The following is a 22,530-nucleotide window of genomic DNA, read 5'->3' as shown; positions in this document are numbered from 1 at the left end:
TCGACCGCTCGCTCACGGCTTGATGCCGGAGGCCGCGACGAGACGTGTCGCAGCTACATCGCCATATCGTGCTCGGGCATGCGCTCGCGCTTTGTCTCCGGAATTTCCGTCATCGTCGCTTCCGTCAGAAGCAGAACGCTCGCCACCGAGACGGCGTTTTCGAGTGCGGTCCGCACCACTTTCACGGGGTCTACAATACCGGCTTCCACGAGATCGACGTACATCTTGCGGGCGGCATCGAAGCCGAAGTTACCTTCGCTGTCGAGCATCCGCGCGACCACGACGCCGCCGTCGGTAGCCGAATTCTCGGCGATCTGACGAGCCGGCGCCTCGAGGGCACGTCTCAGGATCTGCATACCGGTTCGTTCGTCACCCTCGCAAGCCGCTTCTTCCTTGGCCACGGCTGCCACGGTTCGAAGCAGGGCAAGTCCGCCGCCGGGTACGATGCCTTCCGCAACGGCTGCCTTGGTCGAACTGATGGCATCGTCGAGTGCTTCCTTCTTGGCCTTCATCTCGGCTTCGGTCGGGGCCCCGACCCTGATCACGGCGACGCCGCCGGATAATTTCGCGAGGCGCTCCTCGAGCTTCTCCCGATCGTAGTCGCTCGTGGACTTCTCGATTTCGACCCGGATCTGCGCCAGCCGTGCGTCGATGCGCGAGCGGTCGCCGCCGCTGCCGATCAGGGTCGTATTCTCCTTGTCAGCAACCACGCGTGCGGCGCGGCCGAGTTGTTGCAGGGTGGAACTTTCCAGCTTGAGGCCAATCTCTTCCGAGATCACCTGGGCGCCGGTCAGAATCGCTATGTCTTCCAGCATGGCCCTGCGCCGATCGCCGAACCCGGGCGCCTTGACCGCGCAGGCCTTGAGCACGCCGCGTAGCTGGTTGACGATAAGCGTTGCCAGCGCTTCGCCCTCGATGTCTTCGGCGATGATCAGGAGCGAACGGCCGCTCTTGGCGACCTGCTCGAGCAGAGGGACCAGATCGCGGAGCGCGCCGATCTTGTGGTCACAGAGCAGCACGTAGGGGTCCTCCAAAACGGATTCCATGCGATCCGCGTCGGTGACGAAGTACGGAGATAAAAAGCCGCGGTCGAACTTCATCCCCTCGACGACATCCAGAAGGGTCTCGGTCGTCTTGGACTCTTCGACCGAGATCACGCCATCACCGCCGACCTTCTCGATCGCGTCAGCAACCAGTTCACCGATGGACGCATCGTTGTGTGCGGAAATCGTCGCGACCTGAGCCTTCTCGGCGCGGGTCTTCACCGGCTTTGCCATGGCGCGGAGCGCCGCGATGGCGGCTTGTGCCCCCCGATCCAGACCACGCTTCAGGTCGATTGCGCTCGCGCCGGCGACAACGTTGCGAACGCCGTCCGACAGGATGGCGTGCGCGAGGATCGTCGAGGTGCTGGTGCCGTCTCCGACGACGTCGCCCGTTTTTTCGGCTGCCTGCCGAAGCACCTGGGCGCCGAGATTCTCCTCGGGGTCCTTCAGATCGAACTCCTTCGCGATGGTGACGCCGTCATTGCAGACAATCGGCGCTCCCCATCCTTTCTGGATCAGAACGGATTTCGACTTCGGGCCAAGCGTAACGCGCACCGCGTCCGCGAGAAGCGAGGCGCCACGCAGGACTTTCTCGCGAGCCGCCGAATGGAACAGGACTTGTTTGTGTGCCATCGAAATGCCTCAGGTGTTCTGCCGTTGCCGAGATTTCGTCGACCAGTGTGTACGACCGGGCTGAGCTGAAATTGATCTTGGTCAACAGGCGGTCGGCACCTGATGTCGTGATCTCCGAGCGTGCCCGCTACCTTGTTGATCTGAAGCTGCCGAGTCCATCGGGGGGATCTGCGGATAGAGCGTCATTCTGCACACCGCATGATTGACTTGGCTCAAGGTAAATTTCGCTGAGTCTCGGCACAGTCGCAACGACACCACCAACGCTGGAGAAATCCCATGCGATGCCGAACCATTGCTGCAGCGCTGCTGTTTGCCGCCATGAGTTATCCCGTCTCGGCTCAAGATACGACGGATCACGGCGCCCATCACACGGGGCAGGATCAGGCTCCGCTGACCAGGCAGACGGAATCTCCCGCAGGTCAATCCGCAGAGCAACAAGGCATGATGCGCGGTAGAGACATGATGGGAATGATGGGAGGCGGTATGAAGGAGCAGGGCATGGTAGGCGCGGCTGGGATGGGGTCGTCAATCATGTTCCGCATGATTTTCGCGCTGATGGATGCTGATAGTGACGGGACCGTCTCGTTGCCGGAGTTTCAGTCCGCGCACGAACGGATATTCAAGGCGATGGACAGCAACAAGGATGGCAAGCTCACTGCGGAGGAGATGCTGTCCTTTCTGAGCGGGATCAAGAGCAAAGTCTCACGGCAATAGCCGACTGGTCGGGGTTCGACGCGATCGCCCGATTCATTTGGGCGGTTGACTGGGGCGGCCGCATTTGCCCGGCGATCACGAGGCCGGGATTGCGCCCGCCCACGAGACCGCTATGACCAGCTACGTGCGCGTCGTAATACTCGGGTAGGCAAATCGGACCTCCGCGCGATAGGATTTGTCGTCATTCGGAGTCGCGCCGGCGTGGCAGAAGCGGTAAATGTTCCGCTACGTCGAGACGCCGAATAGCTTGCGCACTGCTGGCAACCACTCGCCTGTCATCGTGAACTCGAGCCCGAGTCGAGCTCCGCAGGCAATCGCCAGCATGGTGATCGGCGCCGAGACGGCGAGCGTCGAGAACGCGGTCAAGCCCTGGCCGATCGTGCATCCCATCGACATGACGCCTCCGATACCCATCAGGAGCGCTCCGGTCATGTGACGCTTCAATTCGCGCGCGTCGTCGCAGGCCTCCCAGCGGAAACCGCGCGCGAGCATCGCTGCGGCAAAAGAGCCCGCCACGACTCCGGCGACGGAGCCGATGCCGAAATTGAGACGTGCGCCGGAGAAAGTGGCGATGTAGAGAATGGTGTCGCCGAGTGGCGCCACGAAGGTGAGGGAAGAGACCCGCGTGGGATCGAACTCATCGTCAGCAAGCCATCCGGTCGCAAGCCATCCGAATGCGATCGCCGCGCCGACAGCAAGGCCGGAGGCCAGCAGCCGCGGCGAGCGGATCAGCCTGCCGTCCGCAAGTGTCCAGATGGCCAGCGCCGCGGCGATCGATACGGTAAGGATCGCGCGCATCGTGCCACCTGCGCCGAGCAACGAGGTCAGCGTCTGAGTGCTGCCCTCAGGCAGCCGCAGCGACAATGGCTCGATCAGCGCCAGGCGCAGCATGCCCGTGATGCCGCGCATGGTCGCGAGGGCGGACAGGCCGAGCACGAGAAAGACCACGATCGCGCGCAGGTCGCCGCCGCCGATCCGCACCAGCGTGCCGAAGCCACAGGTGCCGACCAGCGCCATGCCAACGCCAAACATCAGACCGCCAATGATCGCGCCGCCAAGACCTATCGATGCCGTGAGATAGATCGATCGCGATAGATCGACGATGCCAAACCCAGCGAGGGCCTGAGTCGCAAGCAGTGCAACGGCCGCTGCCAGCGCGAAAGCTTTCAGGCGGCGATAGTCCGATCCGAAAAACGCATCCTCGAGCATCGCGAGCGTGCAAAAACGGCCTGCACGGCCGGCAACGCCGAGCACGGCGCCCGCGGCAAGCCCGCATCCAAACGCTATGGTCGATGGACTGAGCATTCCCTCCCGGAAGATGTTTGTTCTGCCTCTTTGGGCAGTTTGCGCCTGAGGTGTACGAAAATCCAGCGAGGAAAATTACCGGCGGCGCCGGCGCACCGGCTCGCAGAACACGTCGTAGACGGCGGTGAGAATCTTGCGGACGTCCTCATTGGCGAGACTGTAGTAGATCGCCTTGCCGTCGCGGCGGGTGGTCACCAGCCGGTCGAGCCTCAGCCGCGCAAGCTGCTGTGAGACGGTCGATTGCCGCTCGCCTAGGAATTGCTCGAGCTCGGTCACGGATTTCTCGCCCTCGGCGAGGATGCAGAGCAACAGCAACCGAGACTCGTGCGACAGCGCCTTGAGCATGTCGCTCGCCTCGCGCGCCTTCTCGATCATCTGCTCGAGCTCGGCTGAGCCTTCGATCTCCTTCAGCTTTGGCAATGGCATCGCGTCAAAGTCCCCTGAGCAAAATCCAAAGAGCGGTCACGATCTGGCTGGTTCATATCCTGCGCTCGACAGGATCCGATCCAAGAGGCCGAAGAAGAAGGTATCCCCCGGATAGCCGCGAATGCGTCCGATCTCACGGCCTTCTTTTACCACGACGAAGGTCGGCGTGAAGGCGCCCGGATCGATTCCGGCGAGATCGGCAGGCAGGGGACCATTCAGGTCGACCCGGCGCAGCGGCGCGGCCTGACTTTCCTCGGTCTTGCCGTAGATCGGCGCAATCTCGGCATTGAAGCGCGCGCACCACACGCAGCCTGGCCGTTCGAACATGACGAGCTCGGCCGCGCGCGATGCCGCCGACGGCAGCGCCAGCGCGATAGTGACGGCGAGGAAGGCGGTGATTCGGTTCATTCTGGGCAACGGCCTCTGGACTTCCTCGCCGCTTTATATCATTAAATTCGTATATGTGCTAGGGATGAGGCGCAATGACCTTGGACGTCACGCTGGGTGCGGCCTTTGTCGCGGGTCTGTTGTCGTTTCTGTCGCCCTGTATCCTGCCCTTGGTGCCGCCTTTCCTTTGCTACATGGCCGGTGTCTCCGTCACGGATCTGTCCGGCGACAGGCCGGATCTGCGGCCGCGCATCCTGGTCTCCGCGCTGGCTTTCATCGCTGGCTTCTCGCTGGTTTTCGTCGCGCTCGGCTCGACCGCGTCGATCGCGGGTCGCTTCGTGTCCGCGCATCTGTCGACGCTCGGCATGGTTGCCGGCGGCCTGATCATCGCCATGGGCCTGCATTTCCTGGGCGTGCTCCGGATCCCGCTGCTCTATCGCAGCGCGACCGTGCAGGTCGACAACCGACCGGCCGGCGTCGGGGGGGCCTTCGTCATGGGGCTGGCGTTCGCGTTCGGCTGGACGCCTTGCGCAGGGCCCATTCTGGCTGCGGTCCTGCTGATGGCAGGCTCGGAGGAGACCACCGGACGCGGCGCGCTGCTGCTGTTCGTCTATTCGATCGGGACCGGCATTCCGTTTCTGATCGCAGCCGTCTTTACCGGTCGTTTCATGGCGTTGCTTGGCCGCGCGCGCCGGCATCTCGGCCTGATCGAGAAGGCAATGGGTGTCTTTCTGGTCGTAACTGGTCTGATGTTTCTGACCGGTCTGATGCCGGCGGTGTCCGAATGGCTGCTGGAGCTATTCCCCGGGCTGACCAGCATCGGCTGACGCTCAACCGTAGCGGAAATCGAGGAGCTGAGCATAGGACTGCAGCTCGATCAGGTAACGATGCACGAGCGGCCCGTCGCCGGCCATCGCCGCATGCGCGATCTCGCCGCTGCTCGCGATCGCGCCGTCGACGAGGCGACGAAACTCGCCTTTTTCAGCGATTTCTGGACTTGCCAAATCGTTGCATCTCCGGAGTTGATCGCGGAATGCGCCCGCCGCGGCAACGGTCCCTTCGGCGTTCGCAGGCGATGGCTGCTCGCCATAGCGCGTGGCCGCCGCGCGCAGTGCCTCCATGGCCGGCGCGATCTCGAAGACGCAGTCGCCGAGACCGTACAGGCCCGCACGCCGTCTGAGCTCATGAAGGGATTGGCGAAGCGCAAGCAACTCGCGTCCTGCGGCGATCGTGTCTCCGCTGTCGAGCGCGCGTGTTGCCGCCATGAGTCGTTCGCGCCCCTGGTCGAGAAGACCCGACATCGCAGCCGGTGAGTCAGCAGGCAGCGGACCGGTCGTGCTTGGCTCAAGCCGCTTCCACGTGACCAGCGCCTCGTCGGTTTCCATCTGGGCCAACGCGATGTTTCCAGTGCGCACATAGCTCGCCGCAGTGCGCAGATTGGCCATGATCGGCGCCATCGCCGGTGCGAAATCCGGGCTCTTCCCGGTCTGCGCCCCGAGGACGAGTTCGTTGGAAGCCAGCAATGCCAACAGGACGATGATGCAGCGCAAGATGGGAAATCCTTGTCACATTCGTGTATTTGAATATCATAATGAAAATGACCGGCGCGCAAGATGTTCCGATGCACAAATCCATGAGGATGATTCGAGTGCCGACGCGGCGCGGCTTTCTTGCGCTAGCGTCGAGCGCGGCTCTTGCCGCCGGCCGAGGTGGGGCGGCTGCTGAGCCCGCGCTTGGCGAAGACGGGATCTATCACGAGCCCTGGTTCCTGCAGAGCTTCCTCGATCTGCGCGAAGACCTCGATAGCGCGGCCGCCGGTGGCAAGCGGCTCGCCATCATGTGGGAGCTGCGCGGCTGTCCCTATTGCCGCGAGACGCATCTGGTGAACTTTGCCGATGCCGGCATCACGACCTATATCCGCGACAATTTCGAAGTGCTGCAGCTCAATCTGATCGGCTCCCGTAAGGTCACGGATTTCGACCGCCAGGAATTGTCCGAGAAAGAGTTCGCTCAGAAATACGGGATCAGGTTTACCCCGACATTTCAGTTCTTTCCACCGTCGTCCGATCGCATCGAAGCGATGGACGCGATGGCTCGGGAAGTGGCGCGGGCGCCGGGCTATCTCAAGCCGCCGCATTTCCTGGCGATGTTTCGCTTCGTGCGCGAGCGTGCCTACGAACGCGGCTCGTTCCGCGATTTTCTTGCCGCAAACGGCTAGCTGTCGGCGTCTTCCGAATTCCGCTTGACGTCGCCGTTTATATGAACATATCATAATAACTGAATTTGATGGACTGTAGGTCCATCGTGATCAAGAGCGGGCGTCACCCCGCTATTCAAGGGTAGGAAACATGCGGCGCTCGCTTGCGGCTGCGTTTGCACTGTGTCTGTCGGTCGGGGCCGTTTGCGCCCAAGAGCCGATCAAGCTCGACGTCATCGACGAGTCGCTGCCGAAGTCCCTGACCGGGGCGTCCGGCAATGCCGATGCCGGTAAAAAGGTGTTCCTGACCCGTACGCTCGGCAACTGCCTGGCTTGCCATCAGGTCACTAGTCTGAAATCCGAGGAATTCCACGGCGAGTTTGGTCCGTCGCTCGACGGCGTGGCCGGCCGCTACACCGAGGCGCAGCTGCGCCTCATCGTCGCCGACCCCAAGCGCATCTTCACCGACACGGTCATGCCGGCGTTCTTCAAGAACGACGGCTTGAGCAGGGTGCGCCCGGAGTTCGCCGGCAAATCCATTCTGACGGCCGCGCAGGTCGAGGACGTAGTTGCTTTTCTCAAGACGCTGAACTGACGGCGGGGAGGACCAGGAATGAAGGCCATCAATCGACGGCAGGCATTTTCGCTCGGGGGAGGCTTCGTCATGCTGACCCTGATGCCCATGGCGGCCGACGCCGAGGTGACGAACGACGCGGCGAAGTGGATCGAGAAGTTCACCGGCGGCAAGCAGCCTGCCAAGGGCAAGATTTCGCTCGATCTGCCGGAGATCGCGGAGAACGGCAACACCGTGCCGCTGTCGATCAACATCGAAAGCCCGATGACCGCGGAGTCCTACGTCAAGGAAGTCATGATCATCGCCGACGGGAACCCCAATGCAGGTGTCGCGACGCTGTCGTTCACGCCGTTGTCGGGCAAGGCGGAGGCCTCGATCCGAATCAGGCTCGCAACGACCCAGAACGTCGTCGCGATCGCGAAAATGAGCGACGGGGCACTGTTCACGGAACAGAAGACCGTCAAGGTCACCATCGGCGGCTGCGGCGGCTAAGGGCTCAGGAGAGAGAAGATGGCAGACAAACCGCGCATCAAGCTTCCGAAGGAAGCGGCCAAGGGTGAGGTCATCCAGATCAAGACCCTGGTCGCGCACGTGATGGAATCCGGCCAGCGCAAGGACGCGCAGGGCAAGACCATTCCGCGCAAGATCATCAACAGGTTCGCCTGCGAGTTCAACGGCAAGCCGGTGTTCTCCTGTGCGCTGGAGCCGGCGATCTCGGCCAATCCCTACATCCAGTTCGATGCGAGGGTGGACGAGGCCGGAACGTTCAAGTTTTCCTGGACCGACGACGACGGCACGGTGATCGCAGCCGAAGAGAAGATCGCACTCAAGGCCTGATGTGCGCGGCGCTTCGAGGGAGGGACGGATGCTGCAACGATATGTTGGGCTCGCGGCCGCAGCCATTGTGCTCGCGTCGGTCGCGACCTGCGCCTCCGCGCAGGAAGCCGAACGCAAGGGCATCCTGGCACCGCCCGGGCACGTGTTCAAGACCATCATCTCCGGTTACGAATTCCGCAGCAAGGAGACCCGCGCGCTGCAGGACGACGACCTCGAGAATCCGGGCTTCCTCGCCGTAGAGCGTGCAGCGGACGTCTGGAAGAAGGTCGAAGGCAGCGAAGGCAAATCCTGCATGAGCTGTCACGGCGAGGCCGAGACCAGCATGAAGGGCGTCGGCGCCGCCATGCCGAAATGGGACGACAAACTGAAGAAGCCGGTCAATCTCGAGCAGCGCATCAACATCTGCCGCACTGAGCACATGAAGGCCGAGCCCTGGAAATTCAAATCCCAGGAACTGACCGACATGACGACCTTCGTGCGCTACCAGTCGCATGGCATGCCGGTGATGGTGAAGACCGATGGTCCGATGTCGCCGTGGTTCGAGCGCGGCAAGCAGACCTACTACACACGGTTCGGCCAACTCGATCTCGCCTGCGCCTCCTGCCACGAGCGCAACAACGGAAAATTCATGCGCGCGGATTTTCTGAGCCAGGGACAGACCAACGGCTTTCCGACCTACCGGCTGCGCGACCAGCGTCTGGTGCCGCTGCACGAGCGATTCGAGGGCTGCATGTTCGACGTGCGCGCCGAGCCGTTCAAGCCCTTGTCGGACGACTTCCTCGCGCTAGAGCTCTACGTCGCCTGGCGGGGTATTGGATTGCCGGTCGAGACGCCGTCGGTGCGCAACTGAAACGATGAGCTTGCAGGAGCATTGCGCATGATCTCTCGCCGCGAATTCATTCAGGTGGCTGCGGCAACGGCGGCGCTCTCGACCGGCGTCGGCGCCGGCCTGACCCGGGCGGTTGCCCAGCAGCGCCTGACCGAGAAGGAACTGCTGGCGTTCGAGCCGCTCGGCAACGTCACGCTGGTGCATGTGACCGACATTCACGGTCAGCTCATGCCGCTCTATTTCCGCGAGCCGTCCACCAATCTCGGCGTCGGCGATGCTAAGGGGCTCCCGCCGCACGTCACCGGCAAGGAATTCCTCGCCCGCTTCGGCATCGCGCCGGGCTCGTCGGCGGCCTACGCCCTGACGTCGGAGGATTTCGAGGCCCTCGCCAGGAGCTACGGCCGAATCGGCGGCCTCGATCGTGCCGCTACCGTGATCAAGGCGATCCGTGCCGAGCGCGGCGACAAGGTTGCGCTGCTCGACGGCGGCGACACCTGGCAGGGCTCATGGTCGTCGTTGAAGACGCGCGGCCAGGATATGATCGACTGCATGGCGCTGCTCAAGCCAGACGCCATGACTGGACATTGGGAGTTCACCTACGGCACCGAGCGCGTCAAGCAGGCAATCGAGGGCCTCGGCTTCCCGTTCCTCGGCCTCAACATCCGCGACACCGAATGGAACGAGGCCGCGTTCGACGCCTCGACCATGATCGAGCGCGGCGGTGTCAAGATCGCGGTGCTTGGCCAGGCCTTCCCTTATACGCCGGTCGCAAATCCACGCTGGATGATTCCGAATTGGTCGTTCGGCGTTCGCGAGGAGGACGTGCAGTCGCAGGTCGACAAGGCCCGCAAGGACGGCGCGCAGCTCGTCGTGCTGCTCTCGCACAACGGCTTCGACGTCGATCGCAAGCTTGCGAGCCGTGTCAAGGGTATCGACGTCATCCTCACCGGACACACCCATGACGCGCTGCCAGAGGCGGTCAAGGTCGGAAAGACCCTGCTGATCGCGTCGGGCTCGTCCGGCAAATTCGTGTCCCGGCTCGACCTCGACGTTCGCGACGGCGAGGTCAAGGCTTTCAGGTACAAGCTCATTCCGCTGTTCTCCGACGTGATCACGGCGGACGCCGAGATGGCCGCGAAGATCGCCGAGGTGCGCAAGCCCTTCGCGTCGGAGCTGTCCAAGGTGCTCGGCAAGACGGATTCGCTGCTCTTCAGGCGCGGCAATTTCAACGGCACGTTCGACGACCTGATCTGCCAGGCGCTGATGCAGGAGAGGGACGCCGAGATCGCGCTCTCGCCGGGCTTCCGCTGGGGCACCAGCGTGCTGCCCGGACAGGACATCACCTTCGAGGACATAACCAACGCGACCGCGATCACCTATCCGGCGGTCTACCGCATGGGGATGACGGGATCGCGGTTGAAGGAGATCATCGAGGACGTCGCCGACAATCTCTTCAACGTCGATCCCTATTATCAGCAGGGCGGCGACATGGTGCGGATCGGCGGGCTGTCCTACGCGATCGATGTCGCAAAGCCGCAAGGCAGCCGCATCTCGGACATGCAACTGGTCAAAACCGGCGCGCCGATCGATCCCGCCAGGGAGTATCAGGTCGCCGGGTGGGCCAGTGTCAACGAAGGAACCGAAGGGCCGCCGATCTGGGAGGTCGTGGCCAATTACCTGACCCGACAGAAGACGGTTCGCCTCGAACCGAACCGAGCCGTCAAAGTCACCGGAGCCTGAGAAGCGATGTCGAAGATGGATCGTCCCGGACAATCCCGACGCAATTTCCTGGCTGCTGGCGCAGGTGTCGCGGCGTCGATGCTGGCGAAGTCTGCCTCGGCCGGTGCGGGCAATCCCGCGAACCAGCCGCCCAACGTGCCCGAGTGGACCAAGTCGCTCGGCGAAGGCGTCGCCGTGCGCCCCTACGGCAAGCCGTCGAAGTTCGAGAAGGACGTCATCCGGCGCGACGTCGAATGGCTGACCGCCTCGCGCGAGTCCTCCGTGAGCTTCACGCCGCTGCATGAGCTCGAAGGCATCATCACGCCGAACGGCCTCTGCTTCGAGCGGCACCACGGTGGCATCGCCGAGATCGATCCGGCTGATCATCGCCTCATGATCCACGGGCTGGTGGAGCGGCCGCTGATCCTCACGCTGGAAGAACTGAAGCGCTATCCACGGGTCAACCGCATCCATTTCATGGAATGTGCGGCGAATTCCGGCATGGAGTGGCGCGGCGCGCAACTCAATGGCTGCCAGTTCACCCACGGCATGATCCACTGCGTGCAATACACGGGCGTGTCGTTGCGCACGCTGCTGGAGGAAGCTGGCGTCAAGACGAACGGTAAGTGGCTGCTGGTCGAGGGCGCCGATGCGGCCGCGATGGATCGCAGCCTGCCGATCGAGAAGGCGCTCGACGACTGCATCGTCGCCTACAAAATGAACGGTGAGGCGCTCTATCCCGAGCAGGGCTATCCGATGCGGCTCGTGGTGCCGGGCTGGCAGGGCAATCTCTGGGTCAAGTGGTTGCGCCGCATCAAGGTCGGCGACCAGCCCTGGCACACCCGCGAGGAGACGTCGAAATACACGGACCTCCTACCGAGCGGCAAGGCGCGCCGGTTCACTTGGTCGATGGACGCCAAGTCTGTGATCACGAGCCCGAGCCCGCAGGCGCCGATCAAGCATGGCAAGGGCTTCACCATCATCTCGGGGCTCGCCTGGAGCGGTAACGGCAAGGTCAAGCGCGTGGACGTGTCGCTCGACGGCGGCCGCAACTGGTGGCCGGCGCGGCTCGATGGTCCCGTGCTCGACAAGGCGTTGACGCGCTTCTACTACGAGTTCGACTGGAACGGTGAGTCGCTGCTGCTGCAATCGCGCGTGCAGGACGAAACCGGCTATGTGCAGCCCAGCAAGGCCGAGCTGCGCAAGATCCGTGGCGTCAACTCCATCTATCACAACAATGGCATCCAGACCTGGCATGTACAGGCCAACGGTGAGGTCGAGAATGTCGAAGTCGCCTAAGTTCATGATAGCCGCGCTGATCGCCTGCGCGCTGACCGCGCCGGCATTCGCGCAACAGAAGGCGGACGCGAGGGGCGGCCCACGCTATCACATCGGACGCGCGCCGACCGCGGATGAGATCCGCGGTTGGGACATCGACGTGCGGCCCGACGGCCAGGGCCTGCCGGAAGGCAAGGGCACGGTCACCCAGGGCGAAAAGCTGTTCATGGACAATTGCTCGACCTGCCATGGCGAGTTCGGCGAGGGCAACGGCCGCTGGCCGGTGCTGGCCGGCGGCAAGGGCTCGCTAACGAGCGACAATCCGGTCAAGACCGTCGGCTCGTACTGGCCCTACGCCTCGACCGTGTTCGACTATGTCCGTCACGCCATGCCATACGGCAATGCCGAGTCGTTCTCGGTCGACGAATATTATGCGCTGGTCGCCTATGTCCTCTACCTGAACGACGTCGTCACCGACCAGAATTTCGAGCTGAGCAACAAGAACCTTGCCACGATAAAGATGCCGAACGAGCAAGGCTTTGTGATGGACGATCGCGCAACCAGCGAGAAATCGTTCTGGCAGAAGGATCCCTGCATGAAGGATTGCATCGCGCCGGTGAAGATCACCGGGCGCGCCGCCGTCATCGATGTGACGCCTGAGGACGGCAAGGACGGAAAGCCGCGGGGCGTGGAGTGATCCGCGGCCGGACGAGCCGCCGCGGATTGCTTCGCTGTCTGCTCGCTGCCGTCGTCGTCGCGATAGGCTTCGCCGCCCCGTCCCGGGCGGCCGAGCCGCACAGGCTCGCGCTGCAGATCAGCGACGACGACCCGGTCAAGATGCGTGCGGTCCTCGATGTTGCGGCCAACGTCTCGCGGCACTATTCCGGGCAGGGTGAGGACGTCGAGATCGTGGTGGTCGCCTTCAATGGCGGCCTCGACATGCTGCTCGATGACCGCTCTCCAGTGAAGGAGCGCCTGACGAACTTCCTCAAATCGATGCCCAATGTGAGCTTCATCGCGTGCGGCAACACGCTGGAGACGCTGGCCGTGAAGGAGGGCAGACGACCGCCGCTGATTGAGGGCGTCAGCATCACCCAGGTCGGCGTTGCCGTGCTGATGGATCTTGCCGAAAAGAGCTGGACGATTGTCCGGCCGTGAGGAGAGGCCGCCGATGCGATGGTTGATGGGACTGGCCGTCTTGCTCGCGCTCGCGCTCGCGCTGCCTGCCGCTGCGGCCGAGCAGGAGCTGGAACTGTCCGTCGAGGGCCGCACCACGCTCGGGACACTGCGCACGCCAGCTTCGATGGGGGCAGACACACCGCTCGTCGTGATGACCCACGGCACGCTGGCGCACAAGGACATGGAAGTCATTCACGACCTCGCGAAGGCGCTCGAGCAGCGCGGCGTCGCATCGCTCGCCCACACGCTGTCACTGGGGATCGATCGCCGCAAGGGCATGTATGACTGTGCAGTGCGGCACGACCACACGGCCGACGATGCGGCCGCTGAGATTGGCGCCTGGGTGACTCGTGCGAAGGGCATGTCACGCCTCGTCTTCGCGTTCGGTCACTCGCGCGGCGGGAACCAGGTTGCACGCTATCTGGCGGCGAGCGAGACGTCGCCGATCGTGGGTGCAGTGCTGCTGGCGCCGGTGACCGCAAAAGCAGAAGCCGATTTGCGCGCCGCCTACGCCCAGACCTATGGCAGGTCGCTCGAACCGTTCCTGGAGCAGGCGACGAAGGCCGTCGCGACCGGCCATGGCGGAGAGTGGATGGATGTGCCGGGATTCATCTATTGCCGCAATGCCGTGGTGACGGCGCGCGCCTTCGCGTCCTTCTATGCCGTCGGCCCTGGCCAAGACACTGCGGCGCTCGTGGCGCGCATGAAGCTGCCGGTGCTGGTGCTTGCCGCAACCAAGGATACCGTCGTGCCCGATGTGATCGCGTCCTTCGCGCCGCTTGCCGATTCGAGTGGCGGCAGGGTGCAGCTCGACAAGATCGAGGACGCTGATCATTTCTTCCGCGACCTGTTCGCGGAAGACGTGGCCGACCGCATCGTCGATTTCATCAAGCAGACACACTAGGAGGGACCATGCAGCGTCGATCCATGCTCCGCGGCAGCCTTGTCGGATTGTTCGGTGTCGTCGCGATGCGCGAGGCGGCCGCGGCGACGGAAGCGCCCACGCGGCAGCGCGTCGTCTATCACCTGGCCGATGCCGATCGTGTCGTCTTCGTTCTGGGTAACATTCAGAACCACGTCGATGGCGTGGGTGGACCGGGCAAGGCCGATATCAGGCTGGTTGTGCATGGACCCGCGTTGCGGGCCTTTCACGCACTCGCTGCCGACGACCACACCGTTGCGATGATGAAAAAGCTCACTGACGCCGGTGTCGGTTTTGATGCCTGTGCCAACACCATGAAGGCGCAGGGCGTCAAGCTCGACGACCTCACGCCCGGCTTCGTGGTGGCCGAGAAGGGCGGCGTGGTGCGGCTCGCCGAGCTGCAACAGCAGGGATATGCCTATCTGCGTCCATGAAGCGCTATCGCCAGCCTTGATTTGGCTCATATGACGCGGCAGCAGCGAGCGATAGATTGGCGCACCTCCAGGAAATTCCGAGGTAGCTGTGCTGACGACATTGATCGATCTCTTGGGGGAAGACCGGCTGTCATGGCTGGGCGGCCTCCTGGTCGGTGGCCTCTTTGGATTCTTCGCCCAGCGCAGCCGCTTCTGCCTGCGCGCGGCGGCCGTCGAATTTTCCCGCGGTGAGGGTGGGCCGCGCCTTGCGGTCTGGCTCCTGACGTTTGCCGCGGCGCTCGTGGGCACGCAGGCGCTGGTTGCGATCGGCTGGCTCGATGTTTCCGAGGCGCGCCAGCTTGCGCAGCAGGGGAGCATCTCCGGCGCGCTGGTCGGCGGCGTGATGTTCGGCTGTGGCATGATCCTCGCGCGCGGCTGCGCCAGCCGGCTGCTCGTGCTCTCGGCCAATGGCAATCTCAGGGCCCTGTTGTCGGGCCTGGTGTTTGCGGTGACCGCGCAGGCCTCCTATCGCGGCCTGCTATCGCCCGTGCGCGAGTGGGTGGCCGATCTGTGGCTGGTCGATGGTGGCCCCTCGCGCGACATCATGGCAGTGTTCGGCGGTGGTACGCCCGAGAAGCTTGCCTTTGGCGGACTATGGCTGATCGTGGGGCTCGCTTTCGCCTTTCGCAGCCAGTTGCCGCGCCGGCTGATCCTCGCAGCGCTGGCCACCGGGGTGGCCGTCGTCGCGGGCTGGTTCTTCACCTATCAGCTTGCGCAGGCGTCCTTCGCGCCGGTGACGCTGAAGAGCCTGACCTTCAGCGGGCCCTCGGCCGAATTGTTGATGTTGGTCCTGAACAGTGCGCAGCTCCGGCTCGGCTTCGATCTCGGTATCATCCCCGGCGTATTCCTCGGCTCGTTTGCTGCTGCGGCGAGCGCGAACGAGCTGAAGCTCGAGGGTTTTTCTGACGGACTCGGCATGCGGCGCTATCTGCTCGGTGCGTTGCTCATGGGGTTCGGCGCGATGCTTGCGGGCGGTTGTGCGGTAGGGGCCGGAGTGACCGGTGCCTCGGTATTCGCGCTCACCGCATGGCTGGTGCTCGGCGGCATGTGGCTGGGGGCGGGGCTCACCGACCTGCTCTTCGATCGCGGCGGCATGCGGCAACCGCAGCAAGCAAGTTCGGCAACTCCGGGCGTCTGATCCAATATTTTAGAGTTTGCTAAATTAGAAAGTTTGAATATGATTTTCGATGCGGGTCGATCGCGCCGTGAGAATGCGGCCGTGCCGCTAACGGGGAAACGCACATGACCACCATGACGGAAAGCTACGTTCGCGAGGCACCGCGCACCGCGCGGATCGACTGGTCGCCGTATCTCGTCGGTGCCGGGATCGGGCTCTTGAGCTGGATCGCGTTTGCAGTGTTCGGCGATCCGCTCGGGGTCACCACCGCTTATTCGCGTATTGCCTCGTTGTTCGCCATACCGGTGATCGGATCAGACGCGGTGGCACAGAACGCCTATTGGAAGAGCATGCCGCTGAAGTGGGATTACGGCGTCTGGTTCCTCGTCGGCATCCCCGCAGGTGCACTCATATCAGCGGTGATGTCGGGAACGTGGCGGCTCGAGCTCGTACCCGAGGTCTGGAAGGATCGTTTCGGGCCGTCAGTCGCCAAGCGTTTTGTCGCCGCGTTCCTCGGTGGCGCCGTTATCATGTACGGCGCTCGGCTCGCAGGCGGCTGCACCAGCGGACACGGCATCTCCGGCGGCCTGCAGCTCGCGGTGTCGAGTTGGCTGTTCCTGGCGGTGATGTTTGCAACCGGGCTCGGCATTTCCGCGCTCATGTTCCGCAAGCGCTGAGGAGGGTGCAATGACCGCGATGATGACAATTCTCGGCCCACTGCTGATGGGCGCAGCTTTCGGCTTCCTGCTGCAACGCGGCAAGGTGACGAATTGCAATGTGATCGAAAACCAATTTCGCTTGCGCGACTTCACCGTGCTGAAAGTGATGGGCACGGCAATCGTGGTCGGGGGCATCGGCGTGCTGTTGCTCGTCGATACCGGCAACACGAAGTACTATGTGAAGGATGCCAACATGCTGGCGGTCGCGCTCGGTGCCGCGCTGTTCGGCATCGGCATGGTCGTCTATGGATATTGCCCGGGTACGGCGCTCGGCGCCATCGCAACCGGCAGCGTTCATGCCCTGGTCGGCGCGCTCGGCATGGTGGCGGGTGCCATCCTCTACGCGCTGAGCTTCGATTGGTTGAAGGCGCACGTCCTCAACGTCTGGGCGCTGGGCAAAGTCCGACTTCCGGATGTGACGAATATCCCTGATATCGCCTGGTTCGCTGTGCTTGCGGTCGGCGCTGCGCTGTTCTTCTGGTGGGTCGAATCCACGGAATCCAGGCAGAAGCGCGGTTAGGCTGCGCGTTTCGTGCCAGTTGGCGAAAGCTCAGCGCTTACGAGGGGCGCAGAACAGCTTGTGCAGCGTTGAAAACAGCTCTTCGACCCGTCGGTCGGCGATCCGATACCACATCGTCTGGCTGTCCCGCCGGGACGCCACGACGCCCTCCGCCTTCAGCTTGGTGAGGTGCTGCGACAGGGCCGAGGCGGACAGGCCGATGTCCTCGGCAAGCGTGCCGGCACTGGCTTCGCCATATTCGACCAGCTTGCAAACAATGAGCAGCCGATGCTCGTTGGCAAGCATGCGCATCAGGGCGGCGACATCCTTGGCCTGCCGTTCCAGCGCGCGCGTGGTTAGCTTGCTCATAGTCCGTTCAATAGCACTCACACCGGCAACGTCAACACGCCGAAGCTGAGGCGCAAGGATGCGCTTCGCCGCTCATCCGGCAATCCGCTCAGTCAGCAAATCAGCACCGCTGTGGCGAGGCCGATTATGGCCCCGCCCACGATCCCCGAACTCGAGTTCGAGTTGTGCATCGGTTGGCCTCGCCGGTCGGAGCACCGCTCAGATCCGCGCCGTCCCCAGCCGAAGCGCGTTGGTTGCCGAGGAACTGAGCGAACCCGGCCCCCGCCTCTGTGGGCACACGACAGCTCGGCGGATCCGCTGCGTTCAGATGGTGGAAAGCCAAACGAAGACGCGACACAACTCGGCGCTGCAGTTCTTAGGTTGCCGTTCGTACGAATCTCTGTCGCAAAGCATCAGTTTCGGCCGGTCCTATAGCATCGGCTCGAACTGGCAATGCACGAGCATCTCGGAAACAGAGGCGTTGTTCGGCAGCATCAGCGCGGTCTCCACCAGCCGAGCGATGTCGCCCGGCTGGCTCATTTCATGGCGGGGAATCTCGTCGTCGTTGAGTGTCATGTCGGTGGCGACATAGCCCGGGCAGACCACCGTCGCCCGAATGCCGGCCGCGCGGCCTTCCCGGCGGATGCCGTGGGTGAGCGCGACCACGGCGAACTTGGTCATGGCGTAGCCGACATTGCTGCCGACCCGCTTTCCAGCGAGAGACCCTAGATTGACGACCCGACCATGACCGCAGATGGCCAGATGAGGCAGAACGGCTCTGACGATGCGCAAGGGACCCTTGACGTTGACGCGCCACATTTCATCCAACTCGCTCTCGCCCTCATCTGAGACGCGAACTCTGGGGTTGATCCCGGCTGCGTTGACGATGGCATCGACGCCGCCCCATCGCGCGACCGTTGCGTCCACCCAGGCCAGCGGGCTCTTGGCGTCTTCGGCGTCATAGCGATGCGTCATAAGCCGCTCGCTCTCGACGAGCCGGCTCGGATCGCGCATGCCGGCCGATACCCTGAATCCCGACGACAACAGCCGGTCGACGACGGCGCGTCCGATGCCGCGCGACGCCCCCGAAACCATGACGATCCGATTGCCGACCTCCAACATCTGATCCGTCTCCTTTGGGTGAGTCAGGGCATCTGCGAAATGTAAGGGGACGCGACCGATGGCGAGTAAGAGAAATTCACTCTGCCGGTATCGGACGCGCTTATGGCCTGCCTGCCGACACCGCCCGTTCGGGATATTGGATGTCCTTATGAGGGCAGAACAAATCCGCTGTATGCTTGCAGCAACGCATGCACGTAGTTTTCCCGCCGCCTTCGCTGCCTGCAAAAGATTGGCTGCCTGAAAAAGAGCCCTGCGGATGGGATTTTCTGACTATCGAACGGCGTTGGTGACGGGCGCATCCTCGGGGATCGGGGCGGCGACGGTTCGGCGCCTCCGCGCCGAGGGACTCGAGGTCCACGCGCTGGCACGCGATCATCAGCGATTGGCGCGTCTGGCGGCCGAGACCGGTTGTCGCGTATGCGAAGTCGACGTGAACGATCTCACAGCCCTGACGCGGCTTGCCCGCTCGGCCGAGTTCGACGTCCTCGTCAACAATGCCGGTCAGTCGCGGCGCAGCAATATCCGGGATACGGCGCCTGACGATGTCGATGCAATGGTTGACGTCAATCTGCGCGCGGTCCTGCACCTGACGCGGCTCGTCGTGCCTGATATGGCAAAGCGCGACCGCGGCCACGTCGTCAACGTCTCCTCGATCGCTGGCCATTACGCCTTTGGCGAGAATGCAACGACATTCAACTCCTCGGTGGCCTATCACGCGACCAAGGCGGGCATTCATTCGCTGTCGCAGCAGCTGCGTGTCGATCTCTATGGCACCCGCGTTCGTGTCACCGAAATCGCGCCCGGACGCGTGGCGACCAGCATCTTCCAGAACCAGAATGCTGCCGACAACCCCGATGCCCGCTTCGTCGGCGCATTCGAGACGCTTCAGTCCGACGACATTGCGGACGCCATTGCATTCGCGGTGGGAGCGCCGGAGCGGATGAACGTCGCGATGATCGAGGTCGTTCCCACGTTTCAGGTCGTCGGCGAATTGCGATTCGCGAGCCGATCCGAGGCCGCGCGATTGAAAGAGATGAGAAGTGGAGCTGACAATGCCTGAACTCGCAAACCGCCTCAAGACCGTGAAGGTGTCGGCCTCGGCGGCGATGACGGACAAGGCGCGGGAACTCCGCGATGCCGGCGTCAAGATTGTCGGCCTGTCGTCCGGGGAGCCGGACTTTCCGACGCCGCCGCACGCGATCGAGGCTGCGCATCGGGCGGCACTGGCTGGTGACACCAAATATCCTGCGCAGCCGGGGACCGTCGCGCTGAGGACCGCAGTGCAGCGCAAGTTCAAGCGGGAAAACAATCTCGATTACGCGCTCGACGAGATCCTGATCGCAAATGGCGGCAAGCAGATCATCTTCAATGCCTTGTTTGCGACCTGCAATCCCGGCGACGAAGTCGTGATTCCGGCGCCGGGCTGGATCACCTATGCGGATATCGTTCTGCTCGCGGAGGCGACGCCGGTCGCCGTGCCCTGTCCGGAAAACAACCAGTTCAAGCTCCGCCCGGCGGACCTCGAGGCTGCTATCACGCCGAAGACGAAATGGTTGATCCTGAACTTTCCCAACAATCCGACCGGCACGGCCTGCACGCACGAGGAGATGCGGGCCATCGCCGACGTCATGTTGAAATACCCTGATGTCTGGATACTCACCGACGACATCTACGAGCACCTGACCTACGACGGTTTCAAGTTCTGCACCATTGCGGAGGTCGAACCGAAGTTGAAGGATCGCGTGGTGACCGTGAACGGCGCATCCAAAGCCTACGCGATGACTGGTTGGCGGGTCGGCTATTGCGGCGGACCCAAGGACCTGATTGCTGCAATGAACAACGTCCACGGTCAGGCGACCGGCGGAATCTGTACGATAAGCCAAGCGGCGGCGGTCGCGGTACTGGACGGTCCTCAGGATTTCCTGAAGGAACGCGCGGACATCTATCGCAACCGCCGCGACTTGGTGGTCGGGCTCCTCAACCAGATTCCCGGTGTTACCTGCCACAAGCCGCAAGGCGCCTTCTATGTGTTTCCGAACATCGCCGGCTGCATAGGCAAGACCACCAAGGGCGGACGGCGGCTGGAAACTGACGCCGACTTCATCTCAGCGCTCCTGGAAGAGCAGCATGTCGCCGCCGTGCCGGGTGGCGCTTATGGGATGAGCCCATATTTCCGCATTTCCTACGCAACCGATACCGAGTCGCTCAAGGAGGGGTGCCGGCGCATCGCGAGCTTCTGCGAAGGGCTGCGCTGACCTGGCATCGAGACGACAGGAGGGCTGGCCTAACGGAGAATGAAAGATGCGACCAGCGGCATTTGTCGATCAAGATCGGAGCAAAATGCCGAACCAATTGTCATAATCGTTCCTGATGCCCCTAAACGAAGATGTTCTTGGTCCTGTAGGATGCCGACGCATAAGCTTTGTGCAAAGAGGGGAATGCCTTGGTATCGCGCAGTCGAGGACAGCCAGCGATGACCACCAGCGACGATGCGGTGGCAGTTTTGACTGTTGAAGCGCCTCCGGTCGCCCAGCGGCGATCGCCTTGGCGCCTGGCCCTGCCTGTCGGGCTTCTGGCCGTCCCGATGCTGGCATTCCTGACTTATTTCTTCTTCTATCCGGCCCTAGTGCTGCTGCTCTCGAGCATCCAGACGCAGGACAGCCGCGGCATCATCGGCCGTCCGTTCACGCTCTCGCACTACGCGCGCCTCATCAATGTCGAACTCTACGCACGCGTGCTCTGGACGACGCTGCGGATCAGCATCATCACTTCGGCCCTCGCGACGGTGCTCGCCTATCCGGTCGCGCTGGTAATGGTGAAGAGCCGCCCGGTAGTCACGCGGATCATCACGCTGATCGTCATTGCGCCGCTCATCGTCAGCGTGGTTGTTCGCGGGTATGGCTGGCAGCTGGTACTCCAGAACGGCCCCAAGGGCATGCTGAACTGGATCCTGATGACACTGCATATTGTGGATGCGCCGATATCGGTGCTCTACACGGAAGCGGCCGTCGTCATCGGGTCGCTGCACGTGTTCTTCCCGATGATGGTGCTGCCGCTGGCCTCGGCGCTCGGCAAGATAGATCCCAACCTCGAAGATGCGGCCCGCATGCTCGGCGCGCCCTGGTGGAAGGTGTTCCTGCGGGTGACGTTGCCGTTGAGCATGCCGGGCTTCGTGGCCGGGTTCACGCTGGTGTTCTCGCTCACCGCCGGCTCTTTCGTCATTCCCGCGATCCTGGGCGGCGCTTCGGCGGTCATGCTCGGCAATCTGATCGAGCAGCAGATCTTCGTCGTCTACAACTGGCCGTTCGGTGCGGCCATCGCCGTCGTTCTCGTCGGGCTGGTCATGGCGGTGAACGGTCTCTCGATGTGGCTTCTGGAAGGCCGACGTCTCCGGAGGCCCGAGTGATGGACGAGCGATTTTCCGGCTTCGGCGCCTTCATTCTCTACTCCATCACCGCCGGCATGATGCTGTTCATCCTGGCGCCGCTTCTTCTCGTCATGGCGGTGTCGGTGTCCGATTCCTATTTCGTGACCTTTCCTCCGCAAGGCTTCACGTTGAAATGGTACGCCAAGGTTCTCCAGGACCGCGACTTCCTCGAGGCGATGAGGCTGAGCATCCTGCTGGCGCTCGGCACGACGGCGGGATCGCTCCTCCTCGGCGTGCCGGCGGCCTTCGCGCTGGTGCGGGGCAGGTTCTACGGTCTGGCGGCGATCAAGGGATTCTTGCTGTCGCCGCTGATTTTCCCGGCGCTGGTCACCGGTCTCGCGCTGCTTCAGGTGCTGACCAAGCTCGGCTCCCAGGATGCACGGATCAATCTGCTGATTGGACACGTGGTGGTGACGTCGCCCTATGTCATCCGCACCGTCGTCACCAGTCTTCAACTGGTGGACGAGAATCTGGAGGACGCCGCGCGTACGCTCGGTGCTAACCGGCTGACGACCTTCTGGCGCGTGACGCTGCCGCAAATCGCCTCGGGCGTCGCCGCCGGCGGGCTGTTCGCCTTCATGGTGTCCTTCGACAATTACCCGGTCACGATGTGGTTGGCGAATTCCGAATACTCGCCCGTCCCGCTCGTTTTGATGCGGCAACTGGTCAACGTTTTTGACCCTTCTGTGCCTGCGATGTCGACGATCATCATCCTGATGGCGATGGTCGGCGTGCTGCTGCTGGAGAAACTGGTCGGCCTTCGCCGTGCGTTGGCCGCCTGA

General features: G+C 63.1%; 27 protein-coding genes. 20 read left to right on the top strand and 7 right to left on the bottom strand.

Features of this window, described 5'->3' with window-relative positions:
• Positions 1-53: 53 nt before the first annotated feature.
• Positions 54-1,676 carry a chaperonin GroEL gene (gene groL, locus QY049_RS07155; protein ID WP_194476590.1) on the bottom strand — a complete coding sequence of 541 codons (1,623 nt, stop codon included), beginning with the start codon at positions 1,674-1,676 and terminating at the stop codon, positions 54-56.
• 276 nt (positions 1,677-1,952) lie between these two features.
• Here groL and QY049_RS07150 point away from each other — a divergent pair, with 276 nt between their 5' ends.
• Positions 1,953-2,390, top strand: coding sequence for an EF-hand domain-containing protein (locus tag QY049_RS07150; RefSeq protein ID WP_258762189.1), 438 nt, complete (start codon positions 1,953-1,955; stop codon positions 2,388-2,390).
• A gap of 225 nt (positions 2,391-2,615) precedes the next feature.
• Here QY049_RS07150 and QY049_RS07145 read toward each other — a convergent pair whose 3' ends face one another.
• The 3 genes from QY049_RS07145 to QY049_RS07135 form a co-directional block, all read right to left on the bottom strand.
• The gene (locus tag QY049_RS07145) at positions 2,616-3,695 is read right to left on the bottom strand and encodes a YeeE/YedE family protein (RefSeq protein WP_301269223.1); all 1,080 of its coding nucleotides are present in this window, start codon (positions 3,693-3,695) and stop codon (positions 2,616-2,618) included.
• 75 nt (positions 3,696-3,770) lie between these two features.
• Positions 3,771-4,121, bottom strand: coding sequence for a metalloregulator ArsR/SmtB family transcription factor (locus QY049_RS07140; RefSeq protein ID WP_092183595.1), 351 nt, complete (start codon positions 4,119-4,121; stop codon positions 3,771-3,773).
• A 36-nt stretch (positions 4,122-4,157) separates the two neighbouring features.
• Positions 4,158-4,529 (bottom strand): thioredoxin, encoded by a 372-nt coding sequence (locus QY049_RS07135; RefSeq protein WP_258762187.1) that lies wholly within the window; start codon positions 4,527-4,529, stop codon positions 4,158-4,160.
• A gap of 74 nt (positions 4,530-4,603) precedes the next feature.
• Between QY049_RS07135 and QY049_RS07130 the strand changes: the two genes are divergently transcribed.
• Positions 4,604-5,335 (top strand): cytochrome c biogenesis CcdA family protein, encoded by a 732-nt coding sequence (locus QY049_RS07130; RefSeq protein WP_301269222.1) that lies wholly within the window; start codon positions 4,604-4,606, stop codon positions 5,333-5,335.
• A gap of 3 nt (positions 5,336-5,338) precedes the next feature.
• On the opposite strand, the gene QY049_RS07125 is transcribed toward QY049_RS07130, so the two are convergent.
• Positions 5,339-6,058, bottom strand: a complete 720-nt coding sequence (locus QY049_RS07125; protein WP_301269221.1) for a hypothetical protein — start codon at positions 6,056-6,058, stop codon at positions 5,339-5,341.
• Positions 6,059-6,141: 83 nt separating this feature from the next.
• Here QY049_RS07125 and QY049_RS07120 point away from each other — a divergent pair, with 83 nt between their 5' ends.
• The 14 genes from QY049_RS07120 (at position 6,142) to QY049_RS07055 (ending at position 16,872) form a co-directional block, all read left to right on the top strand.
• On the top strand, positions 6,142-6,726 hold the full coding sequence (locus QY049_RS07120) for a thioredoxin family protein (RefSeq protein WP_301269220.1): 585 nt from the start codon (positions 6,142-6,144) through the stop codon (positions 6,724-6,726).
• Positions 6,727-6,856: 130 nt separating this feature from the next.
• Entirely contained in the window at positions 6,857-7,300 is a 444-nt protein-coding gene (soxX, locus tag QY049_RS07115; protein WP_258762183.1) for a sulfur oxidation c-type cytochrome SoxX, read from the top strand.
• Between the two features lie 18 nt (positions 7,301-7,318).
• Entirely contained in the window at positions 7,319-7,771 is a 453-nt protein-coding gene (gene soxY, locus QY049_RS07110) for a thiosulfate oxidation carrier protein SoxY (RefSeq protein WP_194476583.1), read from the top strand.
• Between the two features lie 18 nt (positions 7,772-7,789).
• A complete protein-coding gene (soxZ, locus tag QY049_RS07105) occupies positions 7,790-8,116 on the top strand; it encodes a thiosulfate oxidation carrier complex protein SoxZ (RefSeq protein WP_258762182.1) in 327 nt (108 codons plus the stop codon).
• Between the two features lie 28 nt (positions 8,117-8,144).
• Positions 8,145-8,966, top strand: a complete 822-nt coding sequence (gene soxA / locus QY049_RS07100) for a sulfur oxidation c-type cytochrome SoxA (RefSeq protein ID WP_301269219.1) — start codon at positions 8,145-8,147, stop codon at positions 8,964-8,966.
• Positions 8,967-8,993: 27 nt separating this feature from the next.
• Positions 8,994-10,685: a thiosulfohydrolase SoxB gene (gene soxB / locus QY049_RS07095; RefSeq protein WP_258762181.1), complete on the top strand. Its 1,692-nt coding sequence runs from the start codon at positions 8,994-8,996 to the stop codon at positions 10,683-10,685.
• Between the two features lie 6 nt (positions 10,686-10,691).
• Positions 10,692-11,963 carry a sulfite dehydrogenase gene (soxC, locus tag QY049_RS07090; RefSeq protein WP_258762180.1) on the top strand — a complete coding sequence of 424 codons (1,272 nt, stop codon included), beginning with the start codon at positions 10,692-10,694 and terminating at the stop codon, positions 11,961-11,963.
• Entirely contained in the window at positions 11,947-12,639 is a 693-nt protein-coding gene (locus tag QY049_RS07085; RefSeq protein ID WP_258762179.1) for a c-type cytochrome, read from the top strand. The genes soxC and QY049_RS07085 overlap by 17 nt, the downstream gene beginning before the upstream one ends.
• 26 nt (positions 12,640-12,665) lie before the next feature.
• Positions 12,666-13,100, top strand: a complete 435-nt coding sequence (locus QY049_RS07080; protein ID WP_246755559.1) for a DsrE family protein — start codon at positions 12,666-12,668, stop codon at positions 13,098-13,100.
• A 13-nt stretch (positions 13,101-13,113) separates the two neighbouring features.
• The gene (locus QY049_RS07075; RefSeq protein ID WP_258762178.1) at positions 13,114-14,025 is read left to right on the top strand and encodes an alpha/beta hydrolase; all 912 of its coding nucleotides are present in this window, start codon (positions 13,114-13,116) and stop codon (positions 14,023-14,025) included.
• Positions 14,026-14,033: 8 nt separating this feature from the next.
• Complete coding sequence (locus QY049_RS07070) at positions 14,034-14,477, top strand: DsrE family protein (RefSeq protein WP_258762177.1); 444 nt, start codon at positions 14,034-14,036, stop codon at positions 14,475-14,477.
• Positions 14,478-14,565: 88 nt separating this feature from the next.
• Complete coding sequence (locus QY049_RS07065) at positions 14,566-15,654, top strand: YeeE/YedE family protein (protein ID WP_258762176.1); 1,089 nt, start codon at positions 14,566-14,568, stop codon at positions 15,652-15,654.
• Positions 15,655-15,767: 113 nt separating this feature from the next.
• Positions 15,768-16,310, top strand: coding sequence for a YeeE/YedE family protein (locus tag QY049_RS07060; protein WP_258766993.1), 543 nt, complete (start codon positions 15,768-15,770; stop codon positions 16,308-16,310).
• Between the two features lie 10 nt (positions 16,311-16,320).
• Positions 16,321-16,872 (top strand): YeeE/YedE thiosulfate transporter family protein, encoded by a 552-nt coding sequence (locus tag QY049_RS07055; RefSeq protein WP_194476573.1) that lies wholly within the window; start codon positions 16,321-16,323, stop codon positions 16,870-16,872.
• A gap of 30 nt (positions 16,873-16,902) precedes the next feature.
• On the opposite strand, the gene QY049_RS07050 is transcribed toward QY049_RS07055, so the two are convergent.
• A complete protein-coding gene (locus QY049_RS07050) occupies positions 16,903-17,220 on the bottom strand; it encodes a helix-turn-helix transcriptional regulator (RefSeq protein WP_258762175.1) in 318 nt (105 codons plus the stop codon).
• A gap of 408 nt (positions 17,221-17,628) precedes the next feature.
• Complete coding sequence (locus tag QY049_RS07045; protein ID WP_258762174.1) at positions 17,629-18,321, bottom strand: SDR family NAD(P)-dependent oxidoreductase; 693 nt, start codon at positions 18,319-18,321, stop codon at positions 17,629-17,631.
• Between the two features lie 256 nt (positions 18,322-18,577).
• Here QY049_RS07045 and QY049_RS07040 point away from each other — a divergent pair, with 256 nt between their 5' ends.
• The 4 genes from QY049_RS07040 to QY049_RS07025 all read left to right on the top strand — a co-directional run bounded on the left by QY049_RS07040 (position 18,578) and on the right by QY049_RS07025 (position 22,530).
• The gene (locus QY049_RS07040; RefSeq protein ID WP_258762173.1) at positions 18,578-19,381 is read left to right on the top strand and encodes an SDR family oxidoreductase; all 804 of its coding nucleotides are present in this window, start codon (positions 18,578-18,580) and stop codon (positions 19,379-19,381) included.
• Positions 19,374-20,576, top strand: a complete 1,203-nt coding sequence (locus QY049_RS07035; protein WP_194476569.1) for a pyridoxal phosphate-dependent aminotransferase — start codon at positions 19,374-19,376, stop codon at positions 20,574-20,576. Before QY049_RS07040 ends, QY049_RS07035 begins: the two co-directional genes overlap by 8 nt.
• Positions 20,577-20,794: 218 nt before the next feature.
• Positions 20,795-21,727, top strand: a complete 933-nt coding sequence (locus QY049_RS07030; protein ID WP_258762172.1) for an ABC transporter permease — start codon at positions 20,795-20,797, stop codon at positions 21,725-21,727.
• Positions 21,727-22,530, top strand: a complete 804-nt coding sequence (locus tag QY049_RS07025) for an ABC transporter permease (protein ID WP_258762171.1) — start codon at positions 21,727-21,729, stop codon at positions 22,528-22,530. The genes QY049_RS07030 and QY049_RS07025 overlap by 1 nt, the downstream gene beginning before the upstream one ends.

Origin of the sequence: Bradyrhizobium sp. WYCCWR 13022 (assembly GCF_030435535.1) — a bacterium.
Taxonomy (GTDB): Bacteria; Pseudomonadota; Alphaproteobacteria; order Rhizobiales; family Xanthobacteraceae; genus Bradyrhizobium.
This window is presented reverse-complemented; position numbering and strand designations above follow the sequence as displayed.